Source organism: Xanthomonas sp. CFBP 8445 (genome assembly GCF_025666235.1).
Classification (GTDB): domain Bacteria; phylum Pseudomonadota; class Gammaproteobacteria; order Xanthomonadales; family Xanthomonadaceae; genus Xanthomonas_A; species Xanthomonas_A indica.
In genome coordinates, this window is record NZ_CP102594.1 from 1,441,374 (window position 1) to 1,458,099 (window position 16,726).

The window sequence follows — 16,726 nt, forward strand, 5'->3', positions numbered from 1 at the left end:
ATGGCCGCCGTTCCCAGCGATATCGTCCAAAGCCCGCTGCCCCGCCTGAAGCTGACGGAGATCTTCCTGTCGCTGCAGGGCGAGGCCGAGAGCGCCGGTTGGCCCACGGTGTTCGTGCGCCTGACCGGATGCCCGCTGCGCTGCAGCTACTGCGACACCGCCTACGCCTTCCACGGCGGGCAATGGTGGGACATCGATGCGATCCTGGAAGAGGTGGCGCGCCACGGCGTGCGCCACGTCTGCGTCACCGGCGGCGAGCCGCTGGCACAGAAGCGCTGCCTGCAGTTGCTGCAGCGCCTGTGCGATGCCGGTTACGACGTCTCGCTGGAGACCTCCGGCGCCCTGGATATCGCCGAAGTCGACCCACGCGTGTCGCGGGTGCTCGACATCAAGACCCCGGCGTCGCAGGAGGCGCACCGCAACCGCTGGGAGAACCTGCCGCTGCTGACCGCGCGCGACCAGATCAAGTTCGTCCTGTGCGGCCGCGCCGACTACGAATGGGCGCGCGCCGTGGTCGCCGAACACCGGCTGGACACCCGCTGCACGGTCTGGTTCTCGCCAAGCAAGAGCGAGCTGAGCGCGCGCGACCTGGCCGACTGGATCGTCGCCGACCGCCTCCCGGTACGGTTCCAGATGCAGTTGCACAAGCTGCTGTGGAACGACGAGCCGGGGCGCTGAGCGGCCGGGATGACCTGCCATTCGGCTGTGGAAAGGCGGGAGTTAGGGATTCGGGATTCGTAGGAGCGGCTTCAGCCGCGACGGATCTTGTCCGAACTTTCATCGCGGCTGAAGCCGCTCCTGCATGGTCAAATGCACCATGTGGATCCCATCCGCTCACGTGCCGCCGCTTTTGCAAATCCCCAATCCCCACTCCCGAATCCCCGCCCCCATGAAAAACGCCGTCGTCCTTCTCTCCGGTGGCATGGACTCCGCCGCCGTCGTCGCCATCGCCCGTGCGCAGGGTTTCGCGGTGCATGCCTTGAGCGTGCGCTACGGCCAGCGCCACACCTCCGAACTGGATGCGGCCGCGCGGGTCGCCTCGGCGCTGGGCGCGGTGGCGCACAAGACCGTCAATGTGGACCTGCGCAGCATCGGCGGCTCCGCGCTGACCGACGACATCGAGGTGCCGGACGCCGGCGGCGACGGCATCCCGGTCACCTACGTGCCGGCGCGAAACACCATCATGTTGTCGGTGGCATTGGGTTGGGCCGAGGTGCTGGGCGCGGCCGACATCTTCTGCGGGGTCAACGCCGTGGACTATTCCGGCTATCCCGACTGCCGCCCCGAGTTCATCAATGCGTTCCAGACCCTGGCCAACCTGGCGACCAAGGCCGGGGTGGAGGGCGCCGGGCTGCGCGTGCATGCGCCGTTGCAGCACATGAGCAAGGCGGACATCGTGCGCGAGGGCGTGCGCCTGGGCGTGGATTTCGGCCTCACCGTGTCCTGCTACCGCGCCGACGACGCCGGCCGCGCCTGCGGCCATTGCGACGCCTGCCGCCTGCGCGCGGCCGGTTTCGCCGACGCCGGCGTCGCCGACCCGACCCGCTACGCCTGATTTCGCGAAACGCCCCGTGCTGGGGTAGACTACGCGCCCCGGTGCAACGCCGGGGTCTTGTTTTGGGCCGTTAGCTCAGTCGGTAGAGCAGAAGACTTTTAATCTTTTGGTCGATGGTTCGAATCCATCACGGCCCACCACTTCGATCCACGCGTTAGGCGTCGCCTTTGGTGATTTTTCGCCGGCTCCTGACATCACTCCTGAAATTAACGGCAGTTTCGCTGGTTCCATGGTCGGCACCGCGTGGCCATAACGCTGCCGCACCACATCCGTATTGCGTGGCCTGAGTCCTCATCATCCAACTGCGTTCTGCCTCAATGCTTCATGTCGCGCAGCGCAGCGCAACGCGATCGCTCGCAGCGATCATGTCCTCCGTGATCGCGCGCTTCGTACAGTGTTGCCGAGCGCGCTTTTCGAAAGCCTGGCGTCGCTTTGATCGCGACGCGGGCGACCTTCTGGCCGCACTGCATGTGTATGCCAATGTCGCTTCGCCCGCAGCGTCGGCTGCATGCCGCCCGCAAGAGCCAGCCGAAGCCGAGGGCATCAGGCACCTGAACGCGCTGCTGAACCTGCTATGCTGGAACCTGTCTACAGGGGGCTTTGTTGTGCGATTCAATGTTTTGCTTCTTATCGCCGTGCTGGCGGTACTTTCCGTGCCTGCGCACGCCGCCCAGTCCGGCCGCTATACGGTCGTGCGCAAGCAACTCACGATTGCCAGCCTGCCGGACGACGACATGCGCCCACAGATCGTCGGGACCGTCGTCGACGTTGGCGCGGGAAGCACCACCCTGAAAGGTGGCGCTCGCGTCCCAGCGACAGGTGCCAAGCTTGGCGACTTGGCGCGTTTCGTCTGTGCTTCGATCGACACGGGCAATCCGCCGGTCTCGACCGACTGCCAACTGGTCAGCTCCCAGGCACCAGACAAGAAGCCGCGCGACTACAACAATTTCTGGGATTGACCCGACGCTGTAGGCGCCACGATCAGCATCCTCCAAGCCCCGGCCATGCGCCGGGGTTTTGTTGCTGGCTTCTCGTCGCGCTCGGCGGGCAGCTGAAGCGCATGCCCCCGCGCGCGATTATGAAAGTCTATCCTCGTCGTCTTGAAGCGGAGGGCAATTCGGAATGCGGCAGTGCTGGCATGTGCTTGGCGGCCTGGGGTGTCGGCGTGTCTGCAGCGGTGCAGTCGCGCCGTGTGGGCCGTCAATGCCCTTGAGCGCTTACCCCAGGGGTTGCAGGAGTAACGACAGGCACAGTCCCAGCATGAACAGCGCGACTGCCGCATCCAACACGCGCCACGCAGCGGGCTTGCGGAACACCGGCTGCAGCAGACGCGCGCCGTAGCCCAGGCTGCAGAACCAGGTCACGCTGGCCAGGCAGGCGCCGAGTGCGAACGCCCAGCAAAGTTGTCCCGGGTAACGGGTCGAGAGGCTGCCCAACAGCACCATGGTGTCCAGGTACACGTGCGGATTGAGGAAGGTGAAGGCCAGGCAGGTCAGCAGGACGCGTCGCCAACTTCGCTGGTCTTGGCCTTGCGCCAGCAGGCCGCCGCTGCCGCGCCAGGCGCGTCGCGCTGCCAGCAGCGCGTATGCGCCGATGAAGGCCGCGCCGCCGAAACGCAATCCCTGCAGCACGCCCGGCCAGGCATCCACCACGGCGCCGATGCCCGACACGCCCAGGACGATCAGCGCGACATCGCTGGCAGCGCAAACCACCACGACCAGGCCGACGTGCCGACGCTGCAGTCCCTGGCGCAGCACGAAGGCGTTCTGCGCGCCGATGGCGACGATCAGGCCGGCGCCGGCGACGAGGCCGGCCAACAGTGCGTGCAGCCACATGCGCAAGGTCCTGGTGGGTGGGGCGAGCATGCTGCACGCGCCGCCCGCATTAGCCAAACTCGTTTTTCTGTAGGCTGTGAAGCATTCCTAATCTGCGTCGTTGCCATGGATCTGCTTCATCCCCAACTGTCCGCCTTCGCCGCCGTGCTGGAAGAAGGAAGTTTCGAGGCTGCCGCGCGCCGCCTGACGTTGACGCCGTCGGCAGTGTCGCAGCGGATCAAGGCACTGGAAGACCGGCTCGGCCAGGTGCTGATCGTGCGCCAGGCTCCCTGCCGGCCGACACCGGCCGGCGAGCGCCTGCTGCGCAGTGTGCGGCCGATGCAGGCGCTGGAAGCCGAGGCGGTGGCCGACTTGCTGCCCGCGCCCGCCGGCAGCGCCGTGGCGCGCAGCATCGCCATCGCGGTCAACGACGACTCGCTGCAGACCTGGTTCCTGGACGCGCTGGCGGCCCTGCACGACGCGCACGGGTTCCTGTTCGACATCCGCGTGGACGACCAGGACCACACACTGGAGTTGCTGCGCAGTGGTGCGGTGCTCGGTGCCGTCACCTCCGTCGGCAAGGCATTGCAGGGCTGCAATGTGCTGCCGCTGGGTGCGATGCGCTATCGCGCGATCGCCTCGCCGGCCTTTTTCGCCCACTACTTCGCCGATGGTCTGGATGCGGCCGCGCTGGCGCGCGCCCCGATGATCGTCTACAACCGCAAGGACGCGCTGCAGGCGCGCTTCGTGCGCCGTATCACCCGCTCGCGGCTGAGCCCACCGATCCACTATCTGCCGACCTCCATCGGCTTCGTCGAGGCGGCCGCGCGTGGACTGGGCTGGTGCCTGGCGCCGGAGCAGATGCTTGCAGCCGCCCTGCGCCAGCAGCAGATCGTCGTCGTCGATCCGCAGCGCTGGCTCGACGTGCCGCTGTACTGGCAGCACGTCGCGGTCCGTTCCAGGACCTTGCAGCACATCGGCCAGGCCATGCGCAGCGCGGCGCAGCGCATGCAGGGGCAGCTGCCGCCGATCTGATCGGTGCTGGCGCACTGCCGTGTGGCAAAGGTGCGGGCCGCGCGCGGACGCGGTTGCGGTCTGGGCGCTGCGGAGATCGTGTTCGCGTTTCACGCTGGATTGGATGGCATGCGCGTGTCCTGCGAACTCGCCCACCTGGTTCGCCACGCTTGCAACGGTGGCGGTCGACCATGCGCGGTGCATGCGATCCAGCTGAGCGCGGTACCCGCTTGGCATGCCGGGTGTTCACCAGCATCCCGCGACGCGTGCGCGTGAGGCGCGCACGTCGGGCGACACCGGGCCGCGCTACGCGCGCGCCTTACTGAAGATCCCGGCCAGGCTCTCGCTGAGGATCAACTGCAGGTGCATGCGGTTGAGCTCCACGCCGGTGGTCATCATCATGTGCAGGCCGCCGCACATCGCCGCGACCGCATAGACGCGGGCCTGGAACTCCGCCTCGCCACCGCTCCAGCCGTGGTCGCGCAGCATGCGTCGCAGCAGGTCGCCCAGGTTCTGCACCAGGGACACGTTGAGCCGGCGCGCGTACTGCGCCAGTTCGGGGTCGCGCGCCGCGGCCAGGTCCATTTCCAGGTCCAGGCGCCGCCGCCGCTGGTTGGCGTCGGCGACCAGCCACTCTTCCAACGCCCCGGCGATGAAGGCGGTGGCGTCCTGGTGCGGCGGTGGCTGCAGCAGCCACATCGTGCGGATCGCGCGCTCGTAGCCGCGTTCCATCAGCGCCTGGACCAGGCTGCGCTTGTCGTCGAATTGCCGGCGCACCGCGCTGCTGGGCACGTCGGCGGTCCCGGCGATCAGTTCGAAGGTGGTGGCGCCGAGGCCGTTCTCGACGATGCAGCGTTCGGCCGCATCGAGGACGTCATCGTGCAGGCGCTGCTCGCGTTCGCGGGCGCTGTGCAGCCGGACTACGTTGGACATGGCGTGAGCTCGGGGGGAAGCGGTGCCACATGAAGGAGGAAGGCGGCCTGGTGCCGACCGGCGAGGCGCATGCTGCTGGGCGTGTCGCCGTCGCACGCGCAGACGCCGGTGCAGCGCGATTGTAGACGCGATGCGTCGTTGCCGCGCGTGCGGTGGCGCGTCGGTCGATCCTGTTGCCACGAGCGTGACGGCAGCACTCTTGAATGGGTGCGCTGGTGCGCGCTTCGCGCTTGCAACGAGCGCCGTCGGCATGGCGGCATGATCGGGGGCGCCTGCCTGCACAGGCGCGCGAGCGGGGTGCATGCGGACTTGGCGTTGCCGGCACGAGACGACGTACTGCGCGGTGCGGCAACTGCGGACCTGAATGAGGGAGGGCGCGTGGCTGCCGAAGAGTCCCTGGCTGCGTCCGTACCAGCCGAGACGACTTGCGGCACTGCTAACGGCTTCGGGAAGTGTGCTGTAGGAGCGGCTTCAGCCGCGACGGGCTTTGAGGGGCTTTGCCGGGAACGCCCCGTCGCGGCTGAAGCCGCTCCTACGAGGTTCGATCGCGGCGGGAGCGGGTTGTTGTGTTGGCGCTGCCCGTGCGTCGCCGCGCTTACCAGCCGAACGGCGGCGGGCCGTAGGCGCCGGGGTAGTAGCCGCGGCCGAATACCGGACCATCGCCGCGGCCGACGCTGATGCTGATGCCCATCTGCCGCGGCTTGCCGTCGTCGGTGTACGATGTCTTGCACATGTTCAGATTGGCGGCCTGGTAGTTGCTGTTGCCGCCATGCGTGGAATAGCCGATGCCGGTGGCGACGCTGCCGTGCACGTCGCCGTTGCAGCGGTCGGCCTGCGCCTGCAGGGCCTCGGCGCGCGCCTGCGCCGCTGCGGCCTTCTGTGCCGAGGCCGAGGTGCCGCTGGTGTCGCCGTAATAGGCACCCGGCGGATCGGCCTTGGTGCCGGGATCGGCATAGGTGATCGGCTGCTGCGGCACGCTCAGGTCGAGTTTGCGCTTGGCCGCCTCGCTGTCGCTGGTGGCATCGGCGGTCTGGGCCAGGGCCGGGCCGGCAAGCAGGGTGCAGACGAGGAGAAGGAGGCTGCGGTTCATCGGGCATCCGCCAGGAGAAAGGGGCCGGGCGGGGCCGATGGAACGCTCCGCCATGACGCTGACGCTATCAATACCACGTTGAACCCGGCCTGTCGGTGCCGCGCGGCGTGCGGCGGCGCGCCGACGCTGCGGGCACCGGTGCCGCGGCTCAGCCCTGCGCGTGCACCACGTCCAGCAATTGCTGGCCATAGCGGGCCAGCTTGCTGCCGCCGATGCCGCCGACCCGCGCCAGCTCGTCCAGGCTGCTCGGGCGCTGCTCGGCGATGTTGCGCAAGGTGCTGTCGTGGAAGATCACGAAGGCCGGCACGTTCTGCTCCTTGGCCAGGCCGGCGCGCAGGTCGCGCAGGGCGTTGAACAGGGGCAGGTCCTGCGCCTGCACCGGTACGCCGGTGCGCGGGCTGCCGCTGCGGTCGCCGCGTTCGCGACCGCGGCTGGGCAGTTCGCGGCGCATCATGATCTTGCGTTCGCCCTTGAGCACCTGGCGGCTGGCGTCGGTGAGGCGCAGGCCGCCGTAGGCGTCGCTGTCCACTTCCAGCAGGCCGGTGGCAACCAGTTGCCGGAACACGCCGCGCCAGGCGCGCGCGTCCAGGTCCTTGCCGATGCCGTAGGTGCTGAGCTGGTCGTGGCCGAACTGCTTGATCTTCTCGCCTTCGTTGCCGCGCAGGATGTCGATCAGGTGGCCGACGCCGAAGCGCTGGCCGCTGCGGTACACGCAGCTCAGCGCCTTCTGCACGGCCACCGTGGCGTCCCAGGCGTCGGCCGGCTGCAGGCAGTTGTCGCAGTTGCCGCAGGGCTGTGGATAGGTCTCGCCGAAGCCGGCCAGCAGCACCTGGCGGCGGCACTGCATCGATTCGCAGTAGCCCAGCAACTGGTCGAGCTTGCGCCGTTCCACGCGCTTGCGCTCTTCGCCGGCCTCGCCCTGCTCGATCATCTGCTTGAGCAGCACCACGTCGCCCAGGCCGTAACACAGCCACGCCTCGGCGGCCTCGCCGTCGCGGCCGGCGCGGCCGGTCTCCTGGTAGTAGCCCTCCAGCGACTTGGGCAGGTCGGTGTGGGCGACAAAGCGCACGTCGGGCTTGTCGATGCCCATGCCGAAGGCGATGGTGGCGCACATCACGATGCCGTCCTCGCGCAGGAAGCGGCGCTGGTTGTCGGCGCGCACCTCGGCCGGCAGGCCGGCGTGGTAGGGCAGGGCGTTGAGGCCTTCGCGGGCCAGGAAATCGGCGGTCTCCTCGACCTTGCGCCGCGACATGCAGTAGACGATGCCGGCGCTGCCGCGGTGCGCGCGCAGGAAGTCCAGCAGCTGGCGCCGTGCATTGTCCTTCTGCACCACGGTGTAGCGGATGTTGGGGCGATCGAAGGAACTGACGAAGTGGCGGGCCTGCGCCAGGTCCAGGCGCTCGGCGATCTCGCGCTGGGTCGGCGGATCGGCGGTGGCGGTGAGAGCGATGCGTGGGGTCTGCGGCCAGCGCTCGTGCAGCACGGTGAGCTGGCGGTATTCGGGGCGGAAGTCGTGGCCCCACTGCGACACGCAGTGTGCTTCGTCGATGGCGAACAGGGCGATGCGGCTGCGCTCGATCAGCGACAGGAAGCGCGGGGTCAGCAGCCGTTCCGGGGCGACGTAGAGCAGGTCCAGCTCGCCGGCCAGCAGGGCACGCTCGACCCGCTGCGCGGTCTCGCCGTCCAGGGTGGAGTTGAGGTATTCGGCGCGCACGCCGAGCTGGCGCAGCGCCTCGACCTGGTCCTGCATCAGCGCGATCAGCGGCGAGATCACGATGCCGGTGCCGTCGCGCAGCAGCGAGGGGATCTGGTAGCACAGCGACTTGCCGCCGCCGGTGGGCATCAGCACCAGTGCATCGTGGCCGGCGGCGACGTGTTCGACGATGTCCTGTTGCAGGCCGCGGAACTGGTCGTAGCCGAAGACGCGGCTGAGCAAGGCGTGGGCGGGGGAAGACATCTGTGTAGGATACCGCGCCGCGCAAGGGCGGTTGGCTTCCGGATGTCCGCAGGTGGGTATCAGGCGAAGGTGCAGCGTTCTGTAGGGCTCACGGGCAGTGCGTCGATGACGAACCAAGCTTGCCTGGTCCGACCTTGCAAGGCGTCGGGGCTGAAGTCCCTCCCACAAAGCACCCGGCTGGCGCCTCGCAGGTCCCGGTAGCAGCGGCGCTTGTCTCCTTTCGGAATTAGCCGCGACCGGGCCTTGTCCTGAGCGTTGGTCGCGGCTGAAGCCGCTCCTACAAGAAGCCGCTCCTACAACGAGAGCCAGGCGTGACGAGGCAGCGACCGGAATGCATTGCCGCCCAATGCGCGCGGCGGAGCGCGCGCAGCGTCGCCCAGCCTAGCGGCGCGCCCTGCCTGCCAGGCAGGCAGGGCGGCATCCCTTACTGCAGCAGCGAGCGCAGCATCCAGGCGTACTTCTCGTGGGTCTGCAGGCGCTGGGTCAGCATGTCCACTGACGGGTCGTCGCCGGCGTCGTCGGCGGTTTTGAGTACCTTGCGCGCGGTGCGGCATACCGCTTCGTTGCCGACCACCAGCTGGCGCACCATCTCGCGCCAGTCGGCGCTGTCGCTGAGGCCTTCCTCTTCCGGGATCGAGGTCAGCGCCGCGTATTCCTTGTACGAACCGGGGGCGTTGAAGCCCAGGGCGCGGATGCGCTCGGCGACGTCGTCCAGCGCCGCCCACTGCTCGGTGTACTGGGTCTCGAACATCAGGTGCAGCGAGTTGAACATCGACCCGGTCACGTTCCAGTGGAAGTTGTGGGTCTTCAGGTACAGGGTGAAGGCGTCGGCCATGTAGTGCGACAGGCCGTCGGCGATCTTCTTGCGATCGCCGCCGCCGATCCCGATATCGATGTTGGGCGCAGACGGCGCCAGCCCGGCCAGCGGCTGGCCGGCGATGGCCTTGCTGGTGGAGTTCTTGGTCTTGCCGGGGGTCTTGCTCTTGGCCATGGGAAGTTCCTCCTGGGGGTTACGGATGAGATGGCGTCACAATAGACAGACTAAAGCATGTGCTGTGATTCAACGTTCAATGGCATCCGATTGATGAACGCTATCGAAAAACCCTCCGTGCCGGCACGCCTGCGCGAACGCCGCGCCGCGATCGACGGCGCGCTGACCCGCGACCGCGGCCGCCTGCTGGGCCTATGGTCGCGCTGGCAGGCCGCGCCCGGCAATGCTGCGCTGGAGGCCACGTTCGAGCAGGCGCTGCAGGCCTCGCAGGCGCGTTGCGCCGCGCGCGCGGCGCAGCAGCCGGCGATCACCCTGGATCCGCAGCTGCCGATCGCGCGCGAGGCAGAGCGCATCGTGGCGCTGATCCGCGACCACCAGGTGGTGGTGATCGCCGGCGAGACCGGCTCGGGCAAGACCACGCAGTTGCCGAAGCTGTGCCTGGCCGCCGGGCGCGGCGCCGCCGGCATGATCGGCTGCACCCAGCCGCGGCGCATCGCCGCGCGCGCGGTGGCCAGCCGTGTGGCCGAGGAGCTGCGCACGCCGGTGGGCGAGACGGTGGGCTTCCAGGTGCGCTTCAACGACCGCGTCGGCGAGCAGACGCGGATCAAGTTCATGACCGACGGCATCCTGCTGGCCGAGATCGCCAGCGACCGCTGGCTGTCCAGCTACGACACGATCATCGTCGACGAGGCGCACGAGCGCAGCCTTAACATCGATTTCCTGCTCGGCTATCTGAAGCAGCTGCTGCGCAAGCGCCCGGATCTGAAGGTCATCGTGACCTCGGCGACGATCGACACCGCGCGCTTCGCCGCGCATTTCGACGATGCGCCGGTGATCAGCGTGGAAGGCCGCACCTATCCGGTGGAAGTGCGCTATCGGCCGCTGGAGGAGCCGGGCGAAGATGCCGATGCCGAGGGCGGCGACAGCGCCGGCGACCGCACCGTCAACCAGGCGATCGTGGCGGCCGTGGACGAAATCACCCGGCTGGATCCGCGCGGCGACGTGCTGGTGTTCCTGCCCGGCGAGCGCGAGATCCGGGATGCGCACCATGCGCTGGAACGGCGCAAGTACCGCGAGACCGAGGTGCTGCCGCTCTACGCGCGGCTCTCCAACGCCGACCAGGACCGGGTATTCAATCCCGGCCCGCGGCGGCGCCTGGTGCTGGCCACCAACGTCGCTGAAACCTCGCTGACGGTGCCGCGGATCCGCTACGTCGTCGATCCCGGCTATGCGCGGGTCAAGCGCTACAGCCCGCGGCAGAAGCTCGACCGCCTGCACATCGAGCCGATCTCGCAGGCCAGCGCCAACCAGCGCAAGGGCCGCTGCGGCCGCGTCGCCGAGGGCATCTGCTACCGGCTGTACGCCGAGGCCGATTTCCAGGCGCGGCCGGAATTCACCGATCCGGAGATCCGCCGCTCCAGCCTGGCCGGTGTGATCCTGCGCATGCTGCAGCTGGGGCTGGGACGGATCGAGGATTTCCCGTTCCTGGAGCCGCCGGACGAGCGCGCGGTGGCCGATGGCTGGCAGCAACTGGTGGAACTGGGCGCGGTCGGCGAGCCGGACCGCCATGGCCTGCGCAAGCTCACCGAGATCGGCCGCAAGATGGCGCGGCTGCCGGTGGACGTGAAGCTGGCGCGGATGCTGGTGGCGGCGCAGCAGCACGGCTGCCTGCGGTCGATGCTGGTGATCGCGGCGTTCCTGGGCATCCAGGACCCGCGCGAGCGCCCGCCGGAGGCGCGCGAGGCGGCCGACAACGCACACGCCAAGTTCGCCGATGCGCGCTCGGAGTTCGTCGGCATCCTGCGCCTGTGGGACGGTTACCGGCAGGCGCACGAGGACCTGACCCAGTCCAAGCTGCGCGACTGGTGCGGGCGGCATTTCCTCGGCTTCCTGCGCATGCGCGAGTGGCGCGAACTGCACCGCCAGTTGCATCTGCTGTGCGCGGAACTGGGCTGGACCGAGGAACCGGCGGAGGCCTCCCTGCGGCCGCTGCTGGCCGGCGCTTCCGCGCCCGCGTCGGCGCGCGATGCCGAGACCGCGGCGCGCGCGACCCGCGGGCAGCTGCACCGCGCCGCGCGCCTGGCCCGCGAAGGCCGCGGCACCGGCACGCCGGCGACGCCCGCACCGCCGGTCCAGACCCCGCCACCGGCGCCCGCCGAGTCGGGCGAGGCGCCGCGCGCCAGCGAGCGCGAGCGCGCCGCGGCCTACCAGGCGCTGCACCGCGCCTTGCTGGCCGGCCTGCCGACCCAGGTGGGCCACCGCACCGAGAAAGGCGATTTCCTGGCGCCGCGGCAGCGCCGCTTCCTGCTGTTCCCCGGCTCGGCGCTGGCGCGCAAGCCGCCGCCGTGGGTGCTGCCTGCGACGCTGCTGGACACGCAGAAGGTGTGGGGCCTGACCAACGCTGCGATCGAACCGGATTGGGTGATCGCGGAGTTGCCGCACCTGCTGGCGCGCAAGCATTTCGATCCGCACTGGTCGCGCGCGCAGGGGCAGGTGCTGGCCTCCGAGCAGATCAGCCTGTTCGGGCTGGTGCTGGCGCCGAAGAAGCCGGTGCACTACGGCCGCATCGATCCGCCCGGTGCGCACGAGTTGTTCGTGCGCCAGGGCCTGGTGCCGGGCGAGATCAACACCCGTGCCAGCTTCGTCGCCGACAACCAGAAGGTGCTGGCGCAGGCACACGAGGAAGAGGCCAAGCTGCGCCGCGCCGGCATCGTCGCCGACGAGGACTGGCAGGCGCGCTGGTATCTGGACCGGATTCCCGGCGAGATCCATTCCGCCTCCGGCCTGGACGCCTGGTGGAAGGCGCTGGCGCCGGAGCAGCGGCGCACGCTGCACTGGTCGCTGGCCGACCTGCTGCCGGGCGAGGGCAGCGAGGCCGAGCGCTATCCCAAGTACTTCCCGCTGGGCGATGCGCGGCTGCCGCTGCAGTACCGGTTCGAACCGGGCGCGGCCGACGACGGCGTGACCCTGGAGGTGCCGGTGCACCTGCTCAACGCGCTGGATCCGGCACGGCTGTCGTGGCTGGCGCCCGGCTTCGTGACCGACAAGGCCGCGGCGCTGATCCGCAGCCTGCCCAAGGCGCTGCGCCGCAACTACGTGCCGGCGCCGGACTTCGCCCGTGCGTTCTACGAGGCATTCCCGCAGCCCAGCGCCGACGACATGCGTGGTGAGCTGGCGCGCTTCCTGCAGCGTGCCACCGGCGCGCCGCTGAGTGCGCTGGAGTTCGACGAGAGCACGCTGGAGCCGCATCTGCGCATGAACCTGCGCCTGCGCGACGATGCCGGCAAGGTGCTGGCCGAATCGCGCGACCTGGACGCGCTGCGTGCGCGCTTCGGCGAACGTGCCGGGCAGGCCTTCGCCGCGCGCGCCGGCCGTGCCATGGCCGCGACCGGGCTGCGCGAATTCCCGGCGACGCCGATTCCGCTGCAGGTGCCGGGCGAAGCCGGCGTGCCGGCGTATCCGGCGCTGGTGGACGAGGGCGACAGCGCCGCGCTGCGCATCTTCGCCGACCGTGCGCAGGCCGAGGCCGCGCATCCGCGTGGCGTACGCCGGCTGCTGGAGATCGCCCTGGCCGACAAGGTCAAGCAGGCACGCAAGCAGTTGCCGGTGTCGCCCAAAACCGGGCTGCTGTACGCGGCGATCGAGTCGCAGGAACGCCTGCGCGGCGACCTGGTGGAGGCGGCGTTGAACGCGCTGCTGGAGCAGGGGCTGGAGGCGATCCGCGACGCGGACAGCTTCGCCCAGCGTCGCGACGTCGCCGCCAAACAGTTGTTCGGCGAGGCGATGGAACGGCTGAAGCTGGCCGAGGCGATCATGGGCGCGGCTGCCGAACTGAAGCCGCAACTGGAATCGCCGCTGATGGGCTGGGCCAGCGGCAACCTCGACGACCTGCGCGCGCAACTGGCGGCCTTGTTGCATCCGGGCTTCCTGCGCGAGACCCCGGCCACCGCGCTGGCGCAGTTCCCGCGCTATCTGCGCGCGATGATCCTGCGCGCCGAACGCGCCAAACGCGATCCGGCCCGCGACCAGGCGCGCATGCTGGAGCTGAAGCCCTTCGTCGACGCACTGGCCGGGGCGGCCGCGGCTGGACGCGCAGACACCCCGGAGTGGCAGGCGCTGCGCTGGGACCTGGAAGAACTGCGGGTGTCGCTGTTCGCCCAGGAGCTGGGCGCCCGCGCCGGCATCTCGGCCAAGAAGCTCGCGCAGCGGTTGGCGCAACTGCGGTGATTCGGGAGTGGGGATTGGGGATTGGGTGCGAGATTGCCGCGCTGTTCCTGCTGCCCGTGGCCGCGGTGTTCGCGTTTGCAGCGGTCTGTGGGAGGGACGTCAGGGCACGTTTTCATCACCCGCGTTCGTTATACGCGTCACTGCATCTGTAGGAGCGGCTTCAGCCGCGACGGCTTTCCAGGCAAGGCCTCGTCGCGGCTGAAGCCGCTCCTACGCGTGCACCCCAGAAGGTAGTGGAGGTGTCCTGCATTCCCGATGCTCTGGCGTTAATGCGTCGGGGCTGAAGCCCCTCCCACAAAGGGAGACATCGCGTGGAGCGGTCACGACGACGCGCTCTGCAACCATTCGCCGTGTTTTTGAGCGCCAAGGGCCTGACGGCGCTGAGTCTTGTTCTTGTCGCTGCAGGTGCTTTGGTCGCCACCGGCTGCATCGAAGCGCAGCTCGGCTGACGCCGCTGCACAGCTGCGCCGCTTGCTGTCGCGCGCCGTGCGTCCAGCGCATCGACCATGTCGCTCGTTTTGGGAGGGACTTCAGTCCCGACGCATTGCCGCCAAAAGCGTCGGGACTGAAGTCCCTCCCACAAAGAAAGATAGGCCGCGTGGGTGTGGTCAATGCAGCAGATCGCAGTGGAGTCGTGCCGAAACGTCGTAGGAGCGGCTTCAGCCGCGACCTTTTTGCGCCAACGCGTCGCGGCCGAAGCCGCTCCTACGACATGCGATCACGGCCCTCAACCTCGCAGGGGCCAGCAATCCTGCGAATCCCCAATCCCCAATCCCCAATCCCGGCCCCTCAATCATCCACCCGCTCGCCCATCAGCTCGCGCTGGCGCTTGTCCAGTTCCTCGGCATAGCGCTTGCGCACGAAGCTTTCGCTGAGCACGCCCAGCACCTTGCCCTGCTCGTCGACCACGGCCAGTTCGTCGCTCTGGGTCAGGTCGAACTGGCGCATGGCGGTGACCACGTCGGTGTCGGCGGGCAGGGCGACGTCGCGGTTGCCGGCGTAGTCGACGATGGCCGCGTCGGCGTTGACGCCATCGGCATAGGCGGCGGCCAGGGTGACCAGGCCGGCGTAGTGGCCGTTCTCGTCCTCCAGCACCACACGGGTGCCCGAACCGAGCGGGAAACGGCGGCGGAACTCGGCGACGCTGGTGGTGGCGGTCAGCGGATGCACGTCCTTGCGCATCATCCGTCCGGCGCTGAGGTGCTTGACCCACCCGACGTCGCGCGCGCTCTTGATGGTCTCGCCGCGCAGGTGCAGGCGCCAGGTGGAGAACGAGTAGCCGAAGATCTGCCGGACGATGGTGTTGGCCACCAGCACCGCCACCATCACCGCGCTGGCCAGCACGAAGTCGTGGGTGCCCTCGAGCACCAGCATCGCCATCGTCATCGGCGCGCCGACCACGGCGGCGGCCATCGCCGCCATGCCGGCCAGCGAGGCGGCGGTGCCGTCGACCAGGGCCATGCCGCTGCCGAGGTTCAGTACGCCGGCGAACAGCCCGCCGACCAGCGAGCCCATGAACAGCGAGGCGAAGAACAGGCCGCCGCGGAAGCCGAAGCCCAGCGAGATGGCCGAACCCAGGCACTTGAGCAGCAACAGGATGCCGAGCCAGCGCAGCGAGGTCGGGCTGGTCAAGTCCAGGTGCAGCGCGCCGTGCCCGGAGGACAGCACCTGCGGGGTGATCAGTGCCAACGGGATCAGCAGCAGGCCGCCGGCCACCGGGCGCGCCCAGCGCGGCAACGGGCTGCGGTTGATGGCCTGTTCGATCGCGCCGATCAGGCGCATCACCGCGACCGCCAGCAGCGCGCAGAGCACGCCGAGCAGCGCGTACAGCACGTAGTCTCGCGCCTCCAGCGCCGAGGCCGCCGAGGCCGGCAGCAGGTACGGCTGCACCCCGGCCAGCTGCGACACGAACACCGCGCCCAGCGAGGCCACCGCCACCGGCGCCAGCGCCGAGGGCGAGTACGCGCCGATGACGATCTCGAACGCGTAGAAGGCGCCGGCCAGCGGCGCGCCGAAGGCGGCAGCGATGGCCGCGCCGGCACCAGCGCCGACCAGAGTGCGGATGTCGGCGCGGCGCAGGCGCAGCACCCGGCCCAGGTGCGAGCCGGTGCCCGCGCCCATCTGCGTATACGCCGCTTCCAGGCCGACCGAGGCGCCGACGCCGTTGGAGAACAGGGTCTGCACGGAGACGATCAGGTTGTCGCGCATCGACATGCGCCCGCCATACAGCGCGTTGGCTTCGACGGCGTCGACCAGCTGGCGCTTGCGCGCGCGCGCGGCCATGCCCAGCAGGCCGACCAGCAGCCCGCCCAGCGGCAGCACCAGCAACTGCTGCACGCTCAGCTCGGACATGGCGCTGAGCCGCTCGTCGGCTTCGAGGCCGTACAGCCAGGTCTGCGCGCCATGCGCCAGGCTGCTCTGCAGCAGGGTCAGCAGGCCGGCCATCACGCCGACCAGCAAGGCCAGGGCGATGAACCACACATCGCTGGCGCGCAGGCGCCGGCGCAGCGCATCGGCGACGCTGTGCGAGGCGTCGGCCAGGCCCGGCCGCGGACGCAGGTGCACGGTGCGCGATCCTTATTTGACGCGACGGACCTTGGCGCGGGTGTTGTAGTTGTCGATCTGCATGTACCACACGCCCATGATCCCCGGGGTGATCTTCACCTTGGGCGCAGTGCGGTGCACGCTGGCCAGGCTCGCCGCTTCGGTCTGCTCCCATTCCTGGCCATTGGCCAGCACGTAGTGGCGGCCCTTGGCGAAGCCGGAGAACTCGCCCACCAGGGTGCTCTCGATCGGCTCGGCGCTGCCGAAGTCGAAGAAGCCGCGGTTCTTGGTGATCACCTCGCGGCGGCCTTCCTCCTTGGCTTTTTCCAGCGCCACCGCGGTTTCCTTGGCGACCTTGCCCTGCAGCCAGTCGTTCAGCGCGGCCAGCTCCTGCGGCGACAGCTTGTCCAGCCCGGCGGCCTTGAACTCCTGCGGCGACATCTGGGTCTGCAGATCGCCGGAGACGGTGCGCTGGGCGAGTGCCGGGGCGGCGTATACGGCGAGCGCCGCGCACAGGGCCAGGGGAGCGAGACGCGCAAGGGACATGGCGGGGATCCGGGCAGTGGGATGCGCGGTAGTGTAGTCGCAAGCGGTGACGGCG

Annotated in this window: 12 protein-coding genes and 1 tRNA gene; 6 read left to right on the forward strand and 7 right to left on the reverse strand. The window is 69.3% G+C overall.

Annotated features, from left to right (window positions below; genetic code table 11):
* The 4 genes from queE to NUG21_RS06155 all read left to right on the forward strand — a co-directional run bounded on the left by queE (position 1) and on the right by NUG21_RS06155 (position 2,514).
* Complete coding sequence (gene queE / locus NUG21_RS06140) at positions 1 to 678, forward strand: 7-carboxy-7-deazaguanine synthase QueE (protein WP_019798162.1); 678 nt, start codon at positions 1 to 3, stop codon at positions 676 to 678.
* Positions 679 to 889: 211 nt separating this feature from the next.
* Positions 890 to 1,555, forward strand: coding sequence for a 7-cyano-7-deazaguanine synthase QueC (gene queC / locus NUG21_RS06145; protein ID WP_263392564.1), 666 nt, complete (start codon positions 890 to 892; stop codon positions 1,553 to 1,555).
* A 64-nt stretch (positions 1,556 to 1,619) separates the two neighbouring features.
* Positions 1,620 to 1,695 (forward strand) — tRNA-Lys (locus NUG21_RS06150).
* A gap of 225 nt (positions 1,696 to 1,920) precedes the next feature.
* Positions 1,921 to 2,514, forward strand: a complete 594-nt coding sequence (locus NUG21_RS06155; RefSeq protein ID WP_263392565.1) for a hypothetical protein — start codon at positions 1,921 to 1,923, stop codon at positions 2,512 to 2,514.
* Between the two features lie 258 nt (positions 2,515 to 2,772).
* Here NUG21_RS06155 and NUG21_RS06160 read toward each other — a convergent pair whose 3' ends face one another.
* Positions 2,773 to 3,390: a LysE/ArgO family amino acid transporter gene (locus NUG21_RS06160; protein ID WP_019797197.1), complete on the reverse strand. Its 618-nt coding sequence runs from the start codon at positions 3,388 to 3,390 to the stop codon at positions 2,773 to 2,775.
* 105 nt (positions 3,391 to 3,495) lie between these two features.
* Between NUG21_RS06160 and NUG21_RS06165 the strand changes: the two genes are divergently transcribed.
* Positions 3,496 to 4,404 (forward strand): LysR family transcriptional regulator ArgP, encoded by a 909-nt coding sequence (locus NUG21_RS06165; protein ID WP_263392566.1) that lies wholly within the window; start codon positions 3,496 to 3,498, stop codon positions 4,402 to 4,404.
* A gap of 285 nt (positions 4,405 to 4,689) precedes the next feature.
* Here NUG21_RS06165 and NUG21_RS06170 read toward each other — a convergent pair whose 3' ends face one another.
* The 4 genes from NUG21_RS06170 to NUG21_RS06185 form a co-directional block, all read right to left on the reverse strand.
* Complete coding sequence (locus tag NUG21_RS06170; RefSeq protein ID WP_160946509.1) at positions 4,690 to 5,316, reverse strand: TetR/AcrR family transcriptional regulator; 627 nt, start codon at positions 5,314 to 5,316, stop codon at positions 4,690 to 4,692.
* A 595-nt stretch (positions 5,317 to 5,911) separates the two neighbouring features.
* Entirely contained in the window at positions 5,912 to 6,406 is a 495-nt protein-coding gene (locus NUG21_RS06175; RefSeq protein WP_263392567.1) for a hypothetical protein, read from the reverse strand.
* Positions 6,407 to 6,554: 148 nt separating this feature from the next.
* Positions 6,555 to 8,363: a DNA helicase RecQ gene (gene recQ, locus NUG21_RS06180; protein WP_263392568.1), complete on the reverse strand. Its 1,809-nt coding sequence runs from the start codon at positions 8,361 to 8,363 to the stop codon at positions 6,555 to 6,557.
* Positions 8,364 to 8,787: 424 nt separating this feature from the next.
* Positions 8,788 to 9,354 carry a Dps family protein gene (locus tag NUG21_RS06185; protein ID WP_263392569.1) on the reverse strand — a complete coding sequence of 189 codons (567 nt, stop codon included), beginning with the start codon at positions 9,352 to 9,354 and terminating at the stop codon, positions 8,788 to 8,790.
* Positions 9,355 to 9,447: 93 nt separating this feature from the next.
* Between NUG21_RS06185 and hrpA the strand changes: the two genes are divergently transcribed.
* Positions 9,448 to 13,581: an ATP-dependent RNA helicase HrpA gene (gene hrpA / locus NUG21_RS06190; protein WP_263392570.1), complete on the forward strand. Its 4,134-nt coding sequence runs from the start codon at positions 9,448 to 9,450 to the stop codon at positions 13,579 to 13,581.
* Positions 13,582 to 14,370: 789 nt separating this feature from the next.
* Here the strand turns inward: hrpA and NUG21_RS06195 are convergent.
* The gene (locus tag NUG21_RS06195; RefSeq protein ID WP_263392571.1) at positions 14,371 to 16,146 is read right to left on the reverse strand and encodes a chloride channel protein; all 1,776 of its coding nucleotides are present in this window, start codon (positions 16,144 to 16,146) and stop codon (positions 14,371 to 14,373) included.
* Between the two features lie 12 nt (positions 16,147 to 16,158).
* Positions 16,159 to 16,671: a hypothetical protein gene (locus NUG21_RS06200; protein WP_160946503.1), complete on the reverse strand. Its 513-nt coding sequence runs from the start codon at positions 16,669 to 16,671 to the stop codon at positions 16,159 to 16,161.
* Positions 16,672 to 16,726 lie beyond the last annotated feature (55 nt).

Excerpts from the sequence above, each read along its gene's own strand:
- queE (WP_019798162.1), top strand. The coding sequence starts at position 1 with ATGGCCGCCGTTCCCAGCGATATCGTCCAAAGCCCGCTGCCCCGCCTG.
- queC (WP_263392564.1), top strand. The coding sequence starts at position 890 with ATGAAAAACGCCGTCGTCCTTCTCTCCGGTGGCATGGACTCCGCCGCC.
- NUG21_RS06155 (WP_263392565.1), top strand. The coding sequence starts at position 1,921 with ATGTCCTCCGTGATCGCGCGCTTCGTACAGTGTTGCCGAGCGCGCTTT.
- NUG21_RS06160 (WP_019797197.1), bottom strand. The coding sequence starts at position 3,390 with ATGTGGCTGCACGCACTGTTGGCCGGCCTCGTCGCCGGCGCCGGCCTG.
- NUG21_RS06165 (WP_263392566.1), top strand. The coding sequence starts at position 3,496 with ATGGATCTGCTTCATCCCCAACTGTCCGCCTTCGCCGCCGTGCTGGAA.
- NUG21_RS06170 (WP_160946509.1), bottom strand. The coding sequence starts at position 5,316 with ATGTCCAACGTAGTCCGGCTGCACAGCGCCCGCGAACGCGAGCAGCGC.
- NUG21_RS06175 (WP_263392567.1), bottom strand. The coding sequence starts at position 6,406 with ATGAACCGCAGCCTCCTTCTCCTCGTCTGCACCCTGCTTGCCGGCCCG.
- recQ (WP_263392568.1), bottom strand. The coding sequence starts at position 8,363 with ATGTCTTCCCCCGCCCACGCCTTGCTCAGCCGCGTCTTCGGCTACGAC.
- NUG21_RS06185 (WP_263392569.1), bottom strand. The coding sequence starts at position 9,354 with ATGGCCAAGAGCAAGACCCCCGGCAAGACCAAGAACTCCACCAGCAAG.
- hrpA (WP_263392570.1), top strand. The coding sequence starts at position 9,448 with ATGAACGCTATCGAAAAACCCTCCGTGCCGGCACGCCTGCGCGAACGC.
- NUG21_RS06200 (WP_160946503.1), bottom strand. The coding sequence starts at position 16,671 with ATGTCCCTTGCGCGTCTCGCTCCCCTGGCCCTGTGCGCGGCGCTCGCC.